Here is a 16,707-nt window from a genome sequence, read left to right on the forward strand (position 1 = left end):
GCAGGGGCAGTCGCAAAAACCGTGGAGGGTAAGCGCGTTGCCGGCGGCGTTCATTGATCTGGATCTATGCTTGATGAACAAACGGATGGCACTCGCGCGAACCGTGGCGGACTAAGCAATAAGGACGGCTCTTCATTTCAGGAGTCTGAGTCCCTGCGCACTGACACGGATCGGACATGAACGAAGAAACCGTAAAAAACAAATCACTGGTGGTCTTGCTGGGGCTGGTGACTGCTGCGTTTATCTGGATTTTGTTGCCGTTTTACGGCGCGGTGTTCTGGGCGGTGATCCTCGGGATCCTCTTTGCGCCGATGCAACGTCGACTGCAACTGAAGCTGGGCTGGGAACGCAACCTGACGTCGTTGCTGACGCTGAGTATTTGCCTGCTGATTGCGATCCTGCCGGTAATCGTCCTCGGTTTCTTCCTGGTTCAGGAGGGAGCGACGCTGTACAAAAGCATCGAAAGCGGAGAGCTGGACATTGCGGGGTATGTGTCGCACTTCAAGCACAGCCTGCCGCCGTTCTTTCAGCATTTGCTCGACCGGTTCGGAGTGGGGGAGCTGAACGGGCTGCGGGAAAAAATCATCAAGAGTGCGGTAACGGGCAATGAGTACTTCGCCACCCAGGTATTCAGTTTCGGCCAGGTCACGTTTGATTTTGTGGTGGGCTTTTTCATCATGCTCTACCTGCTGTATTTCTTTCTGCGTGACGGCGCCGAGCTGGCACGCAAAGTTCGCGCGGCCGTGCCGTTGGAGGAACACCAGAAACGTCGGCTGCAACTCAAGTTCAATCGCGTGGTGCGGGCGACGGTGAAGGGCAACCTGCTGGTGGCGATCACGCAGGGCGCGTTGGGTGGTTTGATTTTCTGGTTTCTGGACATTCCGAGCGCATTGCTCTGGGCGGTGCTGATGGCGTTTCTGTCGCTGTTGCCAGCCGTGGGGGCGGGGATCATCTGGGCGCCGGTGGCAGCGTTTTTTTTGCTCAGCGGGGCGATGTGGCAGGGCGTGGTGCTGGGGTTGTACGGGGTTTTTGTGATCGGCCTGGTGGATAACGTGCTGCGACCGATCCTGGTGGGCAAGGACACCAAGATGCCGGATTACCTGATCCTCATCTCGACCCTCGGCGGTCTGGCGATCTTTGGCCTCAACGGCTTCGTCATCGGGCCGCTGATCGCGGCCCTGTTCATGTCGAGCTGGGCCATCTTCATTGAAACCAAACCGAAGGTGCAGTTGCCTTAGGCGCTGAGGCGACCTTGGCCGATGCGTTGCGACAAGGCTTGAGCAGCCGGCAGCGAAGTGAGCGGACCGCTGATCGCTTCACCGTCCTGCATCAGGTACCAGCAGGCGAGCAATCCCAGCTCTCTGAGCGGTGCGGGAACGGCGCTGCCAACAACGGACATGATCTGAACCTGGGACATAAGTACCTCCATCAATCGATGGGGCTACCTTACGGACCCGGCGCTGAAACGGACAATCAACGCTTTCGATAGTCGTCATTGACGCCGATGAGTATTTGCCTCAGTCGACGACCAGATCCAGCATGTGAATCACTTCCTGCTCGTTGAGCAGGCCTTTGCGCACCAGGTTTTCGGCCAACAGCGAAAGGAACTTGGCACTGCGATGGCCTTCCAGGTGCTTGAGTTCGGTCAAGGCGTCGTACACCTTGCTGGAAGTGCACAAACCGACATTGCGGTGCGGGTTTTGCGTGGGCATAAGGTCGTCCTTGTTGTTATCAACCTGTTATTTGCGGACAGATCCCAGCTTGCGGACCTGACATGACATAAATATGACCGTTTGGCGCAAGGCGAGGGCGGGTCGACTCAATCTTGCCAATTTGCGCCGCCGACGCTGTCCCCACAGCGACCTTGACGCGATTTATCCAGACGTTCGCCGACGAACGGTCACAAAAAAGCCCCGCTGTTGAGGCGGGGCTTATTAGATGTGTTACCAGTGGCCATAACCACGTCCGTAATAACCACGCGGGGCGTAATAACCACGTGGCGGGCCGTAGTAAGCCGGCGGTGGCCCGTAATAGACCGGCTGTTGCACATAGACCGGTGCTGGCTGGTAATAAACCGGTGGTGGCTGTTGTACGTAGACCGGCGCTGGCTGGTAAACCGGTTGAGGTTGTACGTAGACCGGCCGATTGGCGTTAATCAGGGCCGAACCGACGATGGCCGTGCCCACTAGCGCGCCAAAGACCGCTGGACCTTGCCAGCAATTACCACAACCACCGCCATGGGCTTGTGCCTGTCCTGCGATAGCGAGTGCGCCGATCAGCAAGGCTACTGTGGGGATTTTACGGATCATGATAATTCCTCGGTTCTTCGACCCGGCGTTTGCGTCTGCAATAGACCCAAACATTGTCGCGGGGATACTTCTAAGACAGCGTTTTTTGGAAAATCAGCACAGCAAAAAGGTAAATTTTGTGTAAGGTCTGTACCGGTTTCCTGACGGGTTCGCACCAGCGTCCGCCGCCATGCCGTTATGATCGAACAGACCCGATGGAATGGCTAATCCCGTCTATCTGAAAGTGCTTTAGAAGGAGAAAGTTTCATGCAGATGAACCCCAACCGAGACACCCAGCTGTGCATGTCGCTGTCCGGGCGCCCCGGCAACTTCGGCCTGCGCTTTCACAATCATCTGTACGAACAATTGGGCCTGAATTTCTACTACAAGGCCTTCAGCAGCCAGGACCTGCCCGGCGCCGTGGGCGGTATTCGCGCGTTGGGCATTCGTGGTTGCGGCGTGTCGATGCCGTTCAAGGAAGCGTGCATTGCGCTGGTGGATGAATTGGACGCCTCGGCGGCGGCCATTCAGTCGATCAACACCATCGTCAACACTGGCGGCCACTTGAAGGCCTACAACACCGATTACATTGCCATCGAGCAACTGCTCAAAAAACACCAAGTGCCCAAGGATTCGACGTTTGCCTTGCGCGGCAGCGGTGGCATGGCCAAGGCCGTGGCCAGCGCGTTGCGCGACGGCGGTTACAAGAACGGCTTGATCGTCGCCCGCAATGAGCGCGCCGGTCGTGCTTTGGCGCAGTCATTGGGGTATCAATGGCAAGCGGAATTGGGTGCTCAGCGCCCACAAATGCTGATCAACGTCACGCCAATCGGCATGACGGGCGGCCCGGAGGCCGATCAACTGGCATTCGATGCTGAAACCATTGTCGCTGCCGAGACTGTCTTCGACGTGGTGGCGATCCCCTCGGAAACACCGCTGATCGTGCGCGGTCGTGCTGAAGGCAAACGGGTGATTACCGGGTTGGAAGTGATCGCCATTCAGGCGTTGGAGCAATTCGTGCTGTACACCGGCGTCCGGCCGACCGATGAGCAGTTTCACAAAGCCGTGGAATTCGCCCGCAGCTAGGACCCGCAGCCAGGAGAAAGCCCCATGCATCCGCGCATTCTCAATCTGAACCAGGTCGACCTTGAACCGTTGCCCGAAGCCATGGCGCCCACCGGCGATACGGCGGGCCGTTACCAGCAGCGAATGGCCCGCGTTGGTCAGCAATTGGGCGCGCAGAAGCTGGGGTATCGGCTGTATGTGCTGGAACCGGGCATGCGCGGCAGTCCGTTTCACAGCCATCGGGTCAATGAGGAGATGTTTTACGTCGTTGCTGGGGAAGGGGAGGTGCGCCTCGGTGCCGAGCGTTTCCCGATCCGCGCGGGCGACGTGATCGCCTGCCCGCCGGGTGGCCCGGAAGCGGCGCACCAGATCATTAACACCAGCGCCGGGGAGCTGCGCTATCTGGCGGTCAGCACCCAGCAATCGCCGGAGATTTGCGAGTACCCCGATTCCGGTAAATACGCGGTGATGGACGATTTCAAGGTCGATGCCGAGGGCAATGCCTCAGGCTTCGTCGCCATCGCCCGGCCGGGTGACGGTGTGGATTACTGGGACGGTGAGTAGCCCTAGCCCCCGCCCAACCCACTGTGGGAGCGAGCCTGCTCGCGAAGACGAAGTGTCAGTCAACGTCGATTTTGGATGTGCTGGCCTATTCGCGAGCAGGCTCGCTCCCACATCGATTTGTGTGGACTGACTATTCGAGGCGGGCCAGGCGTTCTTCCAGTGCGGTGATTCGCGCTTCGAGCTCTTCGATCCGTTCTACGGACACCCCCCCGGAAGCCCCACGTTCCACCGTGTTCTGCCGCGCCGCCAGAATTACCTCGATATCCGCCGGGTCACCCAGCGCATGCATGTAGCGGTCTTCCCGCTGTCCGGCCTGCTTCGGGATCAATAACGCCAATCCCCGGGCAATCAGCCGCTCCAGTTGATGCACCACTTGTTCGGTGTCTTCAAATTCATGCATGCGCCCGCTGCGGGTCAGCAGTTCATTGACCGTCTGCGGACCGCGCAAGAACAACAACCCCGTCAGAATCACCTGCGCCGGCACCAGTTCCAGCGCCTTGTCGACCTTGTGCTCCCAGCGATCCGCGCGGCTGCCCATCACCAGTTTGGTGAAGCCACGTCCTTCCAGCGCCCGCAGGCTCTGGCCGACCTGGCCCTGGGTCAGGTTCATCACCGGTTCGCGGCTGGTTTTCTGGTTGCAGGCGATCACCAGAGCATTGAGGGTCAGCGGATACGTTTCCGGGCTGGTGGCCTGTTTCTCGATCAGCGAGCCCAAAATGCGGATTTCCGTGCTGTTGAGCCGTGGCTCGTCGAAGGTCGTCTCTTGCTCAGTGCTCATGGTCTGCATCCTTACCTGATTCATGTTTATCACGTGCGTGGATGCACTTTAGATTGGCGGGCGCCAATGGCAACAGAATTCGTCGTGTCGCTGGGGGACGATGATGGTGATGACTTCAGCCGTTCCAGCGGCGAAGGTGCACTGCAGCGCAAAAAGACCCCTCCCGGGAGGGGCGGGCATGGCTATAATCGGCCGACGTTTCCCCTCCTGTTACCACACGAGACTGCCATGACCATTTCCCTGTACGACGCCTCCGTCCCTGTTTTCAAGCAAATGCTCACCGCTCTCAGCGATGTGCTGAACAAGGCCGAAGCCCACGCCACCGCCAAGAACATCGACCCGAACGCGTTCCTGCAAGCCCGTCTGTTCCCGGACATGTTCCCGCTGGTGCGTCAGGTGCAGATCGCCGTTGATTTCGCCAAAGGCGTTTCTTCGCGTCTGGCTGAAGTTGAAGTGCCGAAGTACGAAGACACCGAAACCACTTTCGCCGAGCTGCAAGCGCTGCTGACCAAGGTTCTGGCCTACATCGCCGAGATCAAGCCGGAGCAGATCAACGGCAAGGAAGGCATCGAGATCGTGACCCGTCCGGGCACTCCTAAAGAGAAGCGCTTCAGTGGCCAGGCTTACCTGCTGAGCTACGGTTTGCCGCAGTTCTTCTTCCACGTGACCACTGCTTACGCATTGCTGCGTCACAACGGCGTGGAAGTGGGCAAGCGCGATTACATGGGCGCGTTCTAAACCGCCCGGGTACACAAAAAAGCCCCCGCAGCCATTGGTTGCGGGGGCTTTTTCATAAGTACGCATTCCTCACCAACACCACACACCCCTGTGGGAGCGAGCCTGCTCGCGAAAGCGGTGTGTCAGTCAACGGTTTTGTTGTGGCTGGCGGCCTCTTCGCGAGCAGGCTCGCTCCCACAGGTTTTGCGATCTTGATCAGGCCAGGCGTTCAGCTTTGCGCTCTTCACCCAGGCAAGCCGCCGCCGTGAACAGCACATCAGTGGACGAGTTCAGCGCCGTCTCCGCCGAGTCCTGCAACACGCCGATGATGAAACCAACCGCGACCACCTGCATGGCAATCTCGCTCGGGATGCCGAACAGGCTGCACGCCAGCGGAATCAGCAACAACGAACCACCTGCCACACCCGACGCGCCACACGCGCAAATCGCCGCAACGACGCTCAACAGGATCGCGGTCGGAATGTCCACGGCGATACCCAAGGTATGCACCGCCGCCAGGGTCAGCACGGTGATGGTGATCGCCGCGCCGGCCATGTTGATGGTCGCTCCCAGCGGGATCGATACCGAGTAGGTGTCTTCGTGCAGGCCCAGGCGCTTGCTCAATTCCAGATTGACCGGAATGTTCGCTGCCGAGCTGCGGGTAAAGAAGGCGGTGATGCCGCTCTCGCGCAGGCACATCAGCACCAGCGGATACGGGTTGCGGCGCAGTTTCCAGAACACGATGATCGGGTTCATCACCAGCGCCACGAAGAGCATGCAGCCGAGCAGCACGGCCAGCAAATGCGCGTAGCCGATCAAGGCGCCGAAACCGGAGGTGGCGAGGGTCGAGGCCACCAGGCCGAAAATCCCCAGCGGGGCAAAACGGATCACCAGGCGCACGATCACGGTCACGCCGTTGGACAAGTCGCCCAGCACTTCACGGGTGGTGTCGCCAGCATGGCGGATGGCGACGCCCATGCCGATGGCCCAGGCGAGGATGCCGATGAAGTTGGCGTTCATCAGCGCGCTGACCGGGTTATCGACCACGCTCAGCAGCAGGCTTTGCAACACTTCGCCGATACCGCCCGGTGCGGTGACCGCAACGTCGTGGGTGGAGAGCACGAGACTGGATGGGAACATCATGCTGGCCACGACTGCGACCACCGCCGCCGCGAACGTGCCGAGCAAATACAGGAACAGAATCGGCCGGATATGGGTTTCCTGGCCGTGCTTATGGTTGGCGATCGACGCCATGACCAGCACGAACACCAGAATAGGCGCGACGGCTTTCAGCGCCGAGACAAACACCTTGCCGATAAACGCAGTGGACTTCGCCACTTCAGGCGCAAACAGGGCCAGGGCAATGCCGGCGATCAGGCCGATGATGATTTGCGTGACCAGGCTGGTGCGTTTAAGGCGTTGCAATAGAGAAGGGGATGAAGCAGTCATAAAACAGCATCTCTGATTTTTTATAGGAGCAGGGTTTCGCAGGTGTGCGGCAACATACAGGGCAGGCCGCAGGCGGGAAACCGGAAAGGAAACACAGGGTGTAACGCGCTGATTACCTGTGGCGAGGGAGCTTGTCCCTCGCCACAGGTTTAGTGTCTCGGCTTAACAGGGTGTACGTTTTTCAGGGCGCGGACTTTATCACAGCGCAGGATCGATCCTTCAGACCTGTGACGATCTGCCACCCGCGCAATCAACCAGATATGCAGGTTCGTGCAACCCGGTTTGGACACACTCTGTTAAGATTCGCCATCCTCATTTTCAAGTCTGCCAGTGGGCCTTCGGGCTATTCGCTGGTGTCGTCGTTTTCTGGAGTTGTGCATGCTGTTGCCCATTCTTCTGTTGTCTGCCGCCGGTTTCACGGTGCTGACCACGGAATTCGTCATCGTCGGCCTGTTGCCGGCCATCGCCCGCGACCTTGAAGTCAGCATCCCGCAAGCGGGTTTGCTGGTGACCTTGTTCGCCTTCACCGTCGCCGCCTTCGGGCCGTTCCTGACCGCGTACTTCGCCCGGTTTGAACGCCGCAAGCTGTTCATCTCGGTGCTGATCATGTTCGGTCTGGCCAATACCCTCGCGGCGTTTGCGCCGAACATCTGGGTGATGGCCTTCGCCCGGTTGATTCCCGCACTCGGCTTGCCGGTGTTCTGGGCGCTGGCCAGCGAGACGGCGGTGGACATTGTCGGGCCGGACTACGCCGGGCGGGCCATCGCCAAGATTGGTTTCGGCATTGTCTGCGCCACGGTGTTCGGCATTCCGGTGGGCACGCTGATTTCCGATGCATTCGGCTGGCGCAGCGCATTTGGCATTCTGGCGGTCATCGCCTTTGCCAAGGCCTTGCTGCTGTTTATCTACCTGCCCAAAACCAACCTGCACCAGCATCAGGTGAGTTTCCGTTCGCAATTCAAGATCCTGCGCAGCCCGTTGATGATCGGCCATGTGCTGCTGTCGATTGTGGTCTTCAGCGGCATGTTTACCGCTTATACCTACCTGGCGGACATCCTTGAGCGCCTCGCCGGTTTCAACGGCACGGTGGTCGGCTGGTGCCTGATGGGCTTCGGCGCAGTCGGGCTGATCGGTAACTCGCTGGGTGGTCGCGCGGTGGACCGTCATCCGCTGATTGCTTCAGTGATGTTCTGTGCATTCATGATTGCCGGCCTGGTGGCGCTGGTGCCGAATATTCATTCGCCCCTCGGACTGGCGGCGGCGATGGGCATCTGGGGCGTGACGCAGGCGGCGTTGTTCCTGGTCAGCCATGTGCGCCTGATGAAAGCGGCGCCTGAAGCGCCGGCATTCGCCGCGTCGCTGAACATTGCCGGGGCCAACCTCGGCATCGGCCTGGGTGCGATGGTCGGCGGTCGGGTGATCGACAATTTCGGTCTGCAAGGCCTTGGGTTCGCGGCCGCCGCGTTTATCCTTGCCTCGATCCTGCTGGCGATTGCGCTGATGACCTTCAAGCCGCGTGAAATCTGCGCCTGAGGTTTACAGTTCGGTGAACAGCTCGCGTCGGGCCCCTTCGGTAATGGCGACAATGCCGGGGTGCTTGACCTTGCGTTCCACTGAAATGGCGTAGAACGACTCGGTCACGGCGTCGGTCTGGCCAATCACCTCCACGCCATATTGGCGTTTCACTTCATCGGCAATCACGCTCGGGCCGATGAAGATCCCGCTGCCGGACTGACCAAACGCCTGCATCAACGCGCTGTCATCGAACTCGCCGACAATGCGCGGCTGGATCTGCTGCTCGGCGAACCAGCGCTGCAACCGGTTACGCACCACGGTTTCCGGCCCCGGAATCAACAGCGGTGCGCCGTGCAGGCTGCGCGGGAAATCCTGGCCGTACTGCGCGGCCAGTTCCGTCGTGGCAAAGAAGCTGATCCCGCATTCCCCGAGTTTCTGGCTATAGCCCTTGATATCCAGGTGCGAGGGCATCGGACTGTCGGAAATCACCATGTCCAGGCGCTGGATCGCCAGATCGGCAAGCAAACGTTCGAGTTTGTCTTCGCGGCAAGTGATGCGCAGTGGCTCGCTCAACTCCATGGTCGGCGCGATCAGCCGATACACGATGGACTTGGGCACGACGTCCGCCACGCCGACCCGGAACTGAATCTGCTGCTCGTTGGGCTGTGCTCGCAACATCAATTCGAGTTCGCCACCCAGCTGAAACATCTGCTCGGCGTAAGGCAGGGCCTGACGGCCTGCTTCGGTGAGTTCCAGTTGCCGGCCCACCCGTCGAAACAATTCGATGCCGTAGGTTTGCTCAAGCAGGGAAATCTGCCCGCTGATGGTCTGCGGTGTCAGGTTTAGCTGCTCGCAGGCGCGCACGATGCTGCCGGTCTTGGCCACCACCCAGAAGTAATGCAATTGCCGATAGTTGAGCATGACGGTCTACAGTTCGTAAAAATCGAAGTATAACCGCTAAAAATACGAATTTTCCTGAAGTGTCTGCCTCCCTAGAATGCATCGCTATCAACGGGCCATCGTTTGGGTGCCGTTTGTTCTAACGAGGGAAGCATCATGAAGATCACCACCACGGCTGTGCTGTTCGCGTCTTTACTGGTACTGGCCGGTTGCGACCAGGCCGAAAAAAGCGCCCAGCAACTGATGGGCAAGGCCGCTGAAAGCGCCAAGCAGGCCATCGACGATACGCACAAAGCCGCCGAACAAGCGCTCAGCGACGCCACCGGCGGCCTGATCAGCAAGAAAGAATCAGCGGGCGAAGACAAAGAAAAAACCGAAGCTTCGTCCCAGGAAATCTAACGTCTAATACGAGTCAGGACTGACCCATGGAATACCTTTTAGAACTTGCTGCAAGCCCTACCGCCTGGGTCGCCCTGGCCACGTTGATTGTCATGGAGATCGTGCTCGGCATCGATAACCTGATCTTCATCTCGATCCTGACCAATAAACTGCCCGAGCAACATCGGCAGAAAGCCCGCCGCATCGGTATCGGCATGGCGCTGATCCTGCGTCTGGGTCTGCTGAGCACCATCGCGTTTATCGTCCAGTTGACGGCGCCTGTGATCGAAATCCTCGGCCACGCGTTCTCCTGGAAGGACATGATCCTGATTGCCGGCGGCCTGTTCCTGTTGTGGAAAGCCACCACCGAGATCCATCACAGCATGGACCCGGCACCGGAAGATCCGAAGTCGGCGACGTCGACCGTGACCCTGGGCTTTGCCGCTGCAATCGGTCAGATCCTGATGCTGGACATGGTGTTTTCCATCGACAGCATCATCACCGCGGTCGGCATGACCGAGCATTTGCCGATCATGATCATTGCGGTGGTGGTGTCGGTACTGGTGATGTTGCTGGCGGCTGATCCGTTGGCCAAGTTCATCAACGACAACCCGACGGTGGTGATGCTGGCGCTGGGCTTCCTGATCATGATCGGCATGACGCTGATCGCCGAAGGCTTCGGCGCTCACGTACCGAAAGGCTACGTCTACGCGGCCATGGCATTCTCGGCAACGATCGAGTGCTTGAACATGATGTCGCGTCGAGCCAAACAGAAGCGCATCACTGCTGATGCTTGATCGGCTCTAAATGAAAAGGCCGCCTGAATACGAAAGTGTTCAGGCGGCCTTTTTTTTGAAGACGAAAAATGCCACTCAGTGCACGGTGGCGTGACGGGCATCGGACTTTTCGTTGGTTTCCTGTGGTGTTGATTGAATCGGGTGGTGATGGTGCCGCCGGGTAATGCGCAGGACTCCCCACAACATGGCGGCGGCAACGGCCAGCCAGCCGGAAATCAACATCACGATCGTCATTGTCAGGCTCATCGTGCCTCCTCTTTGCCCTGCATCGGGCACACACGCTATGCAACTGACAGTCTAGTCGGTGCTGTGTGTCAGACAATTGACCAAAGGTCGCCTGTCACTAACCAGTTCGCTCTATCGAATGCACGCAACTGCCGGTTAAGGCTATACCGCCGTCGCGCGGCATCCTATGATCGACAGCCTGGCCGGGAACCTGTTGCCCGGCGTCTGAACAAGAGAGTGAAGATGGAGCGGGTATTTTCTCGAATTCGCATGGTGGCGCTGATTGTGGGCTGTGTGGCCGGGTTGGCGGGGTGCGCCGGGAGCGTTGCGCCTGAGATCAAGCGTCTGCCGGAGCGGGTGGAACTCAGCGGGACGTTTTATCGCGGGCAAGCCTTTCAAAGCGGACCGCAAGTGCTGGCCAGCCTGTTGGCCCAGCAGGGCATAGTCATTACCCCGGGTTTGCTGGAAAAACCGCTGCATTTGCCGGGCGCCGAGGACCAGTTGCAGCAGAACATGCAGAACCTGGCCCGCGAATACGGGATGGTGGTGTATCCCCTCGACAGCACGTTGCCCGCACTGCTGACTCAGGTTGCCGCCGGCTATCCGGTGATGGTGCGCTTCACTGAGGGCACCGCGCTCTGGGCTGAGCCGCGCTACGCCATTCTCGCCGGGTACAACCGCAAGAAGCAGACGGTGTTGCTTCGCGCAGGTATGAATCATCGGGACATGATGAGCTTCAGTTCGTTTGAGTCGTCGTTCAAGGACGCGGGTGGCTGGGCCGTGCTGATCCAGAAGCCGAACCAGATCCCGGTCAACGTCGACCAGCAGCGTTGGCTCAAGGCAGCGAATGATCTGGGGCAGGCTGGTCAGGAACAAGCGGCGGCGCGGGCCAAGAAGGCCCTGACCACGCAGTAGGCGTCCGTTCGTCATTCTGCAGGGCACTGCTGCGTTTGCCGGCTCTCTAAGGTGAAGGGCCCGGATTTGTCCGGGCCACATCCAAGGAGGCGCCCATGGCACATTCCACTACCCCTGTCGGCCCGCATTCGTCTGAGCACTCTTCGGATGATGAGTTGGGTTTCGATCCCGATTCGCCGGACCTCGCCGATCCCCAGGTCGACCCCATCGGTCCCGCCAAGGCGCCCAGGGACGTGAAGCCGGGCGACAACCCCAAGGCGCCAGCGAAGCCTTACGACCCTCTCGCCGACCTGAAACCCTGAGCCCTGATGAGGTGCCTATGTCTACCGATTCGAGTTTCGACGATAAACGTCCGGACAGCGTCCCTACCACGCCGGAAGAAGATATCGACCCGGTGATGGATCCGGACAGCCCGCTGCGCGATCCTCTGGCCCGGCCGGTGGTGGTGCCGACAGAACATCCACACGGTTGGAGAGATCCGAGCAAAGGGGATGGCATTCCGGATGACGATCAGATGCCGCTGCCCAACGACTGACGAACACCAGACGAAAAAAAGCCCCGACTGTCCGGGGCTTTTTTGTCAGCGCTATTTATTTCGAGGCTTCAACCACACCGCTCTGACGGTGTTTGAGGTTCTTGTCCGATTTGTACTGCAAGGCAACGGATGGCACTTCTGCGCCCTTGCCGGTTTCGACCCAGTTGCGGATACGGGTGGCGTCGGCAAAGTGGGTGTACTTGCCATAAGCGTCAAGGATGACCAGCGCAACCTGGCGATTACCCATGCTCGTCACCAGCACCAGGCAGTGGCCCGCTTCGTTGGTGAAGCCGGTTTTCGTCAGCTGGATGTCCCAGTCCGGTTTGCGCACCAAATGGTCGGTATTGCGGAAACCCAGGCTGTAGTTGGGTTTACGGAACGACACGGTTTTTTCCTTGGTGGTACTCAGCTCGGTCAGCAGCGGGTACTTGTGTGCAGCCACCAGCAGTTTGCTCAAGTCGCGGGCGGTGGACACGTTACGTGGGGACAGGCCGGTCGGCTCGACGAAGTGGGTGTTAACCATGCCCAGCGCCTTGGCCTTGGCGTTCATCGCAGCGATGAATGCCGCATAGCCGCCCGGATAGTGGTGGGCGAGGCTCGCGGCTGCGCGGTTTTCCGAAGACATCAGGGCAATCAGCAGCATTTCCTTGCGGGGCATTTCGCTGTTGAGTTTGACTCGGGAGAACACACCCTTCATTTCCGGGGTGTCGCTGATGTTGATGTTGATGTACTCGTCCATGTTCTGACGGGCTTCAACAATGACCAGGCCGGTCATCAGTTTGCTGACAGACGCAATCGGCACCACCACGTCAGGATTGCTGGCGTAGATGATTTTGTTGGTCTGCATATCCATGACTAACGAGCTGCCCGACGCAAGTTTGAGATGTTGCGCGTCTCGAGGCGCAGCGGTGGTATCGCCAGCGCTGGCGATTGGCGTGATGAAAGTCCCTGTAACTGCAAAAAATAGGCTCAGGATGGAATGACGGATTTTCACGCTGGCAGACTCATTATGTGTTGATACGCCGTTTTGTAACGGGCTATTTCGTAAAAGCGCGACATTCTGGAGTATGGCTGAATAACTGTCGATGGTTGTTCAAGTAACAGGCGAAAGTCCTGTGAAACATGAAAAAAATGTCATTTTCAGGCGGGTGGCAGGGCTTTTTCTTCGGGCAAAAAGAACCCCGCCATGGGGCGGGGTCTTTTGAATCGCTCTTTACGTCTGCTGTGAAACTCAGCTGTGCAGGGTTTCTGCGGCGTACAGCGTGTTTTCCAGCAGGCAGGCACGGGTCATCGGGCCAACGCCGCCCGGGACCGGAGTGATCCAGCCAGCGCGGGGCAGGGCGGTTTCATAAATCACGTCGCCGACCAGTTTGCCGTCTTCCTGGCGGTTGATCCCGACGTCGATCACGATCGCGCCTTCCTTGATCCACTCGCCCTTGACCAGGCCTGGTTTGCCAGCGGCCACCACCACCAGATCGGCACGGCCGACATGGCCGGCCAGGTCCTTGGTGAAACGGTGGGTGACGGTCACGGTGCAACCGGCCAGCAACAATTCCATCGCCATCGGACGGCCGACAATGTTGGACGCCCCGACAATTACTGCATCCATCCCGTAAAGATCGGCACCGGTGCTTTCCAGCAGGGTCATGATGCCTTTAGGGGTGCAGGGGCGCAGCAGCGGAATACGCTGGGCCAGACGACCGACGTTATAAGGATGGAAACCGTCGACGTCTTTGTCCGGACGAATGCGCTCCAGCAATTTGGAGGCGTCCAGATGTTCAGGTAGAGGGAGCTGAAGCAGAACGCCGTCGATTGCCGGGTCGTCGTTCAGACGATCGATCAGGTCGGTCAGCGCTTCTTGAGTGGTTTCGGAAGGCAGGTCATAGGCTTGGGAGATAAAGCCGACCTCTTCACAGTCTTTACGCTTGTGCGAGACATAAACCTGAGAGGCGGGATCGCTGCCGACCAGGATCACCGCGAGGCCGGGTGTACGCAAGCCTTGCTCGCGACGTTCGGCAACTCGTTTGGCGATCTGCTGGCGCAGGCTGGCGGCGATCGATTTGCCGTCGATTAGTTGTGCAGTCATTGCGCGTGATTAACCATCGAGAGGGGAAAAAAAGAGAACGCATTCTCGCATGTCATGAGGTGAGGGCAAAGGCGCTTGGTCTGCAAATTCCCCTAACTCCTTTAATTAAATGAATTTTTTTTAAAAAGGATTTGACGACCCTCAGGGGGCTCTATACTATTCGTCGCACTTGTCGGGCACAGCCTAGCACTGGTTAAGAAGGTCAAGCGTGACTGCGGTTTCGCAAGACTGGAAAGCACTTAGTTTGTAGTCCTCCAAGAGTACAAATTACAAGGCGCCCGTAGCTCAGCTGGATAGAGCATCCGCCTTCTAAGCGGATGGTCGCAGGTTCGAGTCCTGCCGGGTGCGCCATTTAGGCAGCTTTGGCACAAGTAGCGCAATATGGTGGGCGTAGCTCAGTTGGTAGAGCACGGGATTGTGACTCCCGTTGTCGAGGGTTCGATCCCCTTCGTCCACCCCATATTTCGAAAGGCGCCAGATTAACAGTCTGGCGCCTTTGCTTTAACAGCTTCAACCCGCGGATGTGGTGGAATTGGTAGACACACTGGATTTAGGTTCCAGCGCCGCGAGGCGTAAGAGTTCGAGTCTCTTCATCCGCACCAAATAAAGCTTCACTCATGCCGATTGGCTTGGTTGGGGTCAGCAGGGAAGTTGTTTACTTCTTTGTCACGCAATATGGTGGGCGTAGCTCAGTTGGTAGAGCACGGGATTGTGACTCCCGTTGTCGAGGGTTCGATCCCCTTCGTCCACCCCATATTTCGAAAGGCGCCAGATTTAACAGTCTGGCGCCTTTTTTGTTTTGGCGGGTTCAGCGACTGCAGGTTCTGGGTCGCAGGGGCAGGGCGTTTCGTCGTATTTGTTGCTCGATGATGCCGCGCTGCCCGCCGGCCTTGTTCGCAAGATCGGCTGTCAGGGAGATGATTGGCAACCTCTTCTATATATAGAAGGGTTGGCGCAGGGCCCTGGCGTGATCGGTTGTGTTTGCCATTGGAGCGAGGTGTATTCGTGCATTCGCTCCTATAAATTGCCTGCTGCGTTTTTACCCGTTTTCAGTAGGGTGACTTCTTGAGTTTGACCCACTAGAATGCATGCCCTTGATTCTGGGGTCGGAAACGGCCGGCTAACGTCTGTGCAACGAGGAATATCCATGCAAGTTTCTGTTGAAAATACTTCTGCTCTTGAGCGCCGCATGAGCATCACCGTGCCGGCTGAGCGCATCGAGACTCAGGTCAACAAGCGTCTGCAGCAGACCGCCCAAAAGGCCAAGATTGCTGGCTTCCGTCCAGGCAAAGTGCCAATGAGCGAAATCAAGCGCCGTTTCGGTGCTGATGCGCGTCAAGAAGCCGTGGGCGATGTAATCCAGTCTTCTTTCTACGAAGCTGTTGTTGAGCAAAAGCTGAACCCGGCTGGCGCACCTTCGATCGAGCCTAAGTCGATCGAAGCGGGCAAGGACCTGGAATACGTCGCTATTTTCGAAGTGTTCCCTGAGTTCACCGTTGCCGGTTTCGACGGTATCACCGTAGAGCGCCTGAGCGCTGACGTGGCTGATGCCGATCTGGACAAAATGCTGGACATCCTGCGCAAGCAGAACACCCGTTTCGAAGTGGCCGATCGCGCTGCCCAGAACGAAGACCAGCTGAACATCGATTTCGTCGGCAAGGTTGACGGTGAAGTGTTCGCTGGCGGTTCCGCCAAGGGTACTCAGCTGGTGCTGGGTTCCGGCCGCATGATCCCTGGCTTCGAAGACGGTCTGGTTGGCGCTAAAGCCGGCGAAGAGCGTGTTCTGAACCTGACTTTCCCAGAGGACTACCAGAACCTCGACCTGGCCGGCAAGACTGCCGAGTTCACCGTCACCGTGAACACTGTTTCCGAGCCAAAACTGCCAGAGCTGAACGAAGAATTCTTCGCTCAATTCGGCATCAAGGAAACTGGCATTGAAGGCTTCCGCACCGAAGTTCGCAAGAACATGGAGCGCGAACTGCGTCAGGCGATCAAATCCAAGGTCAAGAATCAGGTAATGGACGGTCTGCTGGCCACCAACCCGATCGAAGTGCCTAAGGCTCTGCTGTCCAACGAAGTTGACCGTCTGCGCGTGCAGGCTGTTCAGCAGTTCGGTGGCAACATCAAGCCTGACCAACTGCCGGCCGAGCTGTTCGAAGAACAAGCCAAGCGCCGCGTTGTACTGGGTCTGATCGTGGCTGAAGTGGTCAAGCAATTCGACCTCAAGCCTGACGAAACTCGCGTTCGCGAAATGATTCAGGAAATGGCCTCGGCCTACCAAGAGCCTGAGCAGGTTGTGTCTTGGTACTACAAGAACGACCAGCAACTGAACGAAGTTCGTTCGGTTGTGCTGGAAGAACAAGTTGTGGATACTGTTCTGCAGAAAGCTAGCGTGACCGACAAATCGGTCTCTTACGAAGAAGCAGTCAAGCCGGTAGAAGCTCCACAAGCCGACTGATCGTTTTTGCGGTAAGAAGCACACACCATAAGCCAGC

20 protein-coding genes and 4 tRNA genes are annotated in these 16,707 nt (G+C 58.3%); 15 read left to right on the top strand and 9 right to left on the bottom strand.

Features of this window, described 5'->3' with window-relative positions:
* Positions 1-176 precede the first annotated feature (176 nt).
* The gene (locus tag ACWKV5_RS19865) at positions 177-1,238 is read left to right on the top strand and encodes an AI-2E family transporter (RefSeq protein ID WP_483842680.1); all 1,062 of its coding nucleotides are present in this window, start codon (positions 177-179) and stop codon (positions 1,236-1,238) included.
* On the opposite strand, the gene ACWKV5_RS19870 is transcribed toward ACWKV5_RS19865, so the two are convergent.
* From ACWKV5_RS19870 to ACWKV5_RS19880, 3 genes are all read right to left on the bottom strand, one after another.
* The gene (locus ACWKV5_RS19870; protein WP_483842681.1) at positions 1,235-1,417 is read right to left on the bottom strand and encodes a hypothetical protein; all 183 of its coding nucleotides are present in this window, start codon (positions 1,415-1,417) and stop codon (positions 1,235-1,237) included. The genes ACWKV5_RS19865 and ACWKV5_RS19870 overlap by 4 nt on opposite strands.
* Positions 1,418-1,517: 100 nt before the next feature.
* Positions 1,518-1,712 (bottom strand): hypothetical protein, encoded by a 195-nt coding sequence (locus ACWKV5_RS19875; RefSeq protein ID WP_310269953.1) that lies wholly within the window; start codon positions 1,710-1,712, stop codon positions 1,518-1,520.
* Between the two features lie 231 nt (positions 1,713-1,943).
* Positions 1,944-2,309 (bottom strand): hypothetical protein, encoded by a 366-nt coding sequence (locus ACWKV5_RS19880; protein WP_483842682.1) that lies wholly within the window; start codon positions 2,307-2,309, stop codon positions 1,944-1,946.
* Between the two features lie 246 nt (positions 2,310-2,555).
* Here ACWKV5_RS19880 and ACWKV5_RS19885 point away from each other — a divergent pair, with 246 nt between their 5' ends.
* Both ACWKV5_RS19885 and ACWKV5_RS19890 read left to right on the top strand, forming a co-directional pair.
* The gene (locus tag ACWKV5_RS19885) at positions 2,556-3,374 is read left to right on the top strand and encodes a shikimate 5-dehydrogenase (RefSeq protein ID WP_483842683.1); all 819 of its coding nucleotides are present in this window, start codon (positions 2,556-2,558) and stop codon (positions 3,372-3,374) included.
* A gap of 24 nt (positions 3,375-3,398) precedes the next feature.
* Positions 3,399-3,917, top strand: coding sequence for a cupin domain-containing protein (locus ACWKV5_RS19890; protein ID WP_483842684.1), 519 nt, complete (start codon positions 3,399-3,401; stop codon positions 3,915-3,917).
* Positions 3,918-4,047: 130 nt separating this feature from the next.
* Here ACWKV5_RS19890 and ACWKV5_RS19895 read toward each other — a convergent pair whose 3' ends face one another.
* Positions 4,048-4,695, bottom strand: a complete 648-nt coding sequence (locus tag ACWKV5_RS19895) for a YceH family protein (protein ID WP_483842685.1) — start codon at positions 4,693-4,695, stop codon at positions 4,048-4,050.
* A 228-nt stretch (positions 4,696-4,923) separates the two neighbouring features.
* Between ACWKV5_RS19895 and ACWKV5_RS19900 the strand changes: the two genes are divergently transcribed.
* A complete protein-coding gene (locus tag ACWKV5_RS19900) occupies positions 4,924-5,433 on the top strand; it encodes a DUF1993 domain-containing protein (protein ID WP_027925391.1) in 510 nt (169 codons plus the stop codon).
* Between the two features lie 195 nt (positions 5,434-5,628).
* Here the strand turns inward: ACWKV5_RS19900 and sstT are convergent, their stop codons facing one another.
* Positions 5,629-6,861 carry a serine/threonine transporter SstT gene (gene sstT, locus ACWKV5_RS19905; protein ID WP_483842686.1) on the bottom strand — a complete coding sequence of 411 codons (1,233 nt, stop codon included), beginning with the start codon at positions 6,859-6,861 and terminating at the stop codon, positions 5,629-5,631.
* Between the two features lie 378 nt (positions 6,862-7,239).
* On the opposite strand from sstT, the gene ACWKV5_RS19910 reads away from it, so the two are divergent.
* Positions 7,240-8,394 carry an MFS transporter gene (locus tag ACWKV5_RS19910; protein ID WP_027925389.1) on the top strand — a complete coding sequence of 385 codons (1,155 nt, stop codon included), beginning with the start codon at positions 7,240-7,242 and terminating at the stop codon, positions 8,392-8,394.
* Positions 8,395-8,397: 3 nt separating this feature from the next.
* Here ACWKV5_RS19910 and nhaR read toward each other — a convergent pair whose 3' ends face one another.
* Positions 8,398-9,297 carry a transcriptional activator NhaR gene (gene nhaR / locus ACWKV5_RS19915; protein WP_483842687.1) on the bottom strand — a complete coding sequence of 300 codons (900 nt, stop codon included), beginning with the start codon at positions 9,295-9,297 and terminating at the stop codon, positions 8,398-8,400.
* A 135-nt stretch (positions 9,298-9,432) separates the two neighbouring features.
* Here nhaR and ACWKV5_RS19920 point away from each other — a divergent pair, with 135 nt between their 5' ends.
* The gene (locus ACWKV5_RS19920; RefSeq protein WP_140667852.1) at positions 9,433-9,675 is read left to right on the top strand and encodes a hypothetical protein; all 243 of its coding nucleotides are present in this window, start codon (positions 9,433-9,435) and stop codon (positions 9,673-9,675) included.
* 26 nt (positions 9,676-9,701) lie between these two features.
* Positions 9,702-10,451 carry a TerC family protein gene (locus ACWKV5_RS19925; RefSeq protein ID WP_140667851.1) on the top strand — a complete coding sequence of 250 codons (750 nt, stop codon included), beginning with the start codon at positions 9,702-9,704 and terminating at the stop codon, positions 10,449-10,451.
* A 75-nt stretch (positions 10,452-10,526) separates the two neighbouring features.
* Here the strand turns inward: ACWKV5_RS19925 and ACWKV5_RS19930 are convergent, their stop codons facing one another.
* A complete protein-coding gene (locus ACWKV5_RS19930; RefSeq protein WP_483842688.1) occupies positions 10,527-10,697 on the bottom strand; it encodes a hypothetical protein in 171 nt (56 codons plus the stop codon).
* Positions 10,698-10,919: 222 nt separating this feature from the next.
* On the opposite strand from ACWKV5_RS19930, the gene ACWKV5_RS19935 reads away from it, so the two are divergent.
* The 3 genes from ACWKV5_RS19935 (at position 10,920) to ACWKV5_RS19945 (ending at position 12,126) form a co-directional block, all read left to right on the top strand.
* On the top strand, positions 10,920-11,591 hold the full coding sequence (locus ACWKV5_RS19935) for a cysteine peptidase family C39 domain-containing protein (protein ID WP_483842689.1): 672 nt from the start codon (positions 10,920-10,922) through the stop codon (positions 11,589-11,591).
* A 95-nt stretch (positions 11,592-11,686) separates the two neighbouring features.
* On the top strand, positions 11,687-11,893 hold the full coding sequence (locus ACWKV5_RS19940) for a DUF6021 family protein (protein WP_483842690.1): 207 nt from the start codon (positions 11,687-11,689) through the stop codon (positions 11,891-11,893).
* Between the two features lie 17 nt (positions 11,894-11,910).
* Positions 11,911-12,126 (top strand): hypothetical protein, encoded by a 216-nt coding sequence (locus ACWKV5_RS19945; protein WP_483842691.1) that lies wholly within the window; start codon positions 11,911-11,913, stop codon positions 12,124-12,126.
* A 55-nt stretch (positions 12,127-12,181) separates the two neighbouring features.
* Here the strand turns inward: ACWKV5_RS19945 and pbpG are convergent, their stop codons facing one another.
* Both pbpG and folD read right to left on the bottom strand, forming a co-directional pair.
* Positions 12,182-13,120: a D-alanyl-D-alanine endopeptidase gene (pbpG, locus tag ACWKV5_RS19950; RefSeq protein ID WP_483842692.1), complete on the bottom strand. Its 939-nt coding sequence runs from the start codon at positions 13,118-13,120 to the stop codon at positions 12,182-12,184.
* A gap of 237 nt (positions 13,121-13,357) precedes the next feature.
* Entirely contained in the window at positions 13,358-14,212 is an 855-nt protein-coding gene (folD, locus tag ACWKV5_RS19955; RefSeq protein WP_027925381.1) for a bifunctional methylenetetrahydrofolate dehydrogenase/methenyltetrahydrofolate cyclohydrolase FolD, read from the bottom strand.
* Between the two features lie 274 nt (positions 14,213-14,486).
* Between folD and ACWKV5_RS19960 the strand changes: the two genes are divergently transcribed.
* From ACWKV5_RS19960 to tig, 5 genes are all read left to right on the top strand, one after another.
* A tRNA-Arg gene (locus ACWKV5_RS19960) sits at positions 14,487-14,563 on the top strand.
* Positions 14,564-14,596: 33 nt separating this feature from the next.
* Positions 14,597-14,672: transfer RNA gene (locus ACWKV5_RS19965), tRNA-His, on the top strand.
* 57 nt (positions 14,673-14,729) lie between these two features.
* Positions 14,730-14,814, top strand: a tRNA-Leu gene (locus tag ACWKV5_RS19970).
* 76 nt (positions 14,815-14,890) lie between these two features.
* Positions 14,891-14,966: transfer RNA gene (locus ACWKV5_RS19975), tRNA-His, on the top strand.
* A 393-nt stretch (positions 14,967-15,359) separates the two neighbouring features.
* Positions 15,360-16,670, top strand: a complete 1,311-nt coding sequence (tig, locus tag ACWKV5_RS19980; protein WP_483842693.1) for a trigger factor — start codon at positions 15,360-15,362, stop codon at positions 16,668-16,670.
* Positions 16,671-16,707: the final 37 nt, after the last annotated feature.

This window comes from Pseudomonas oplopanacis (assembly GCF_057128725.1).

Bases quoted from the DNA above. Each gene is read 5' to 3' on its own strand.
- ACWKV5_RS19865 (WP_483842680.1), top strand. From the start codon at position 177: ATGAACGAAGAAACCGTAAAAAACAAATCACTGGTGGTCTTGCTGGGG.
- ACWKV5_RS19870 (WP_483842681.1), bottom strand. From the start codon at position 1,417: ATGTCCCAGGTTCAGATCATGTCCGTTGTTGGCAGCGCCGTTCCCGCA.
- ACWKV5_RS19875 (WP_310269953.1), bottom strand. From the start codon at position 1,712: ATGCCCACGCAAAACCCGCACCGCAATGTCGGTTTGTGCACTTCCAGC.
- ACWKV5_RS19880 (WP_483842682.1), bottom strand. From the start codon at position 2,309: ATGATCCGTAAAATCCCCACAGTAGCCTTGCTGATCGGCGCACTCGCT.
- ACWKV5_RS19885 (WP_483842683.1), top strand. From the start codon at position 2,556: ATGCAGATGAACCCCAACCGAGACACCCAGCTGTGCATGTCGCTGTCC.
- ACWKV5_RS19890 (WP_483842684.1), top strand. From the start codon at position 3,399: ATGCATCCGCGCATTCTCAATCTGAACCAGGTCGACCTTGAACCGTTG.
- ACWKV5_RS19895 (WP_483842685.1), bottom strand. From the start codon at position 4,695: ATGAGCACTGAGCAAGAGACGACCTTCGACGAGCCACGGCTCAACAGC.
- ACWKV5_RS19900 (WP_027925391.1), top strand. From the start codon at position 4,924: ATGACCATTTCCCTGTACGACGCCTCCGTCCCTGTTTTCAAGCAAATG.
- sstT (WP_483842686.1), bottom strand. From the start codon at position 6,861: ATGACTGCTTCATCCCCTTCTCTATTGCAACGCCTTAAACGCACCAGC.
- ACWKV5_RS19910 (WP_027925389.1), top strand. From the start codon at position 7,240: ATGCTGTTGCCCATTCTTCTGTTGTCTGCCGCCGGTTTCACGGTGCTG.
- nhaR (WP_483842687.1), bottom strand. From the start codon at position 9,297: ATGCTCAACTATCGGCAATTGCATTACTTCTGGGTGGTGGCCAAGACC.
- ACWKV5_RS19920 (WP_140667852.1), top strand. From the start codon at position 9,433: ATGAAGATCACCACCACGGCTGTGCTGTTCGCGTCTTTACTGGTACTG.
- ACWKV5_RS19925 (WP_140667851.1), top strand. From the start codon at position 9,702: ATGGAATACCTTTTAGAACTTGCTGCAAGCCCTACCGCCTGGGTCGCC.
- ACWKV5_RS19930 (WP_483842688.1), bottom strand. From the start codon at position 10,697: ATGAGCCTGACAATGACGATCGTGATGTTGATTTCCGGCTGGCTGGCC.
- ACWKV5_RS19935 (WP_483842689.1), top strand. From the start codon at position 10,920: ATGGAGCGGGTATTTTCTCGAATTCGCATGGTGGCGCTGATTGTGGGC.
- ACWKV5_RS19940 (WP_483842690.1), top strand. From the start codon at position 11,687: ATGGCACATTCCACTACCCCTGTCGGCCCGCATTCGTCTGAGCACTCT.
- ACWKV5_RS19945 (WP_483842691.1), top strand. From the start codon at position 11,911: ATGTCTACCGATTCGAGTTTCGACGATAAACGTCCGGACAGCGTCCCT.
- folD (WP_027925381.1), bottom strand. From the start codon at position 14,212: ATGACTGCACAACTAATCGACGGCAAATCGATCGCCGCCAGCCTGCGC.
- tig (WP_483842693.1), top strand. From the start codon at position 15,360: ATGCAAGTTTCTGTTGAAAATACTTCTGCTCTTGAGCGCCGCATGAGC.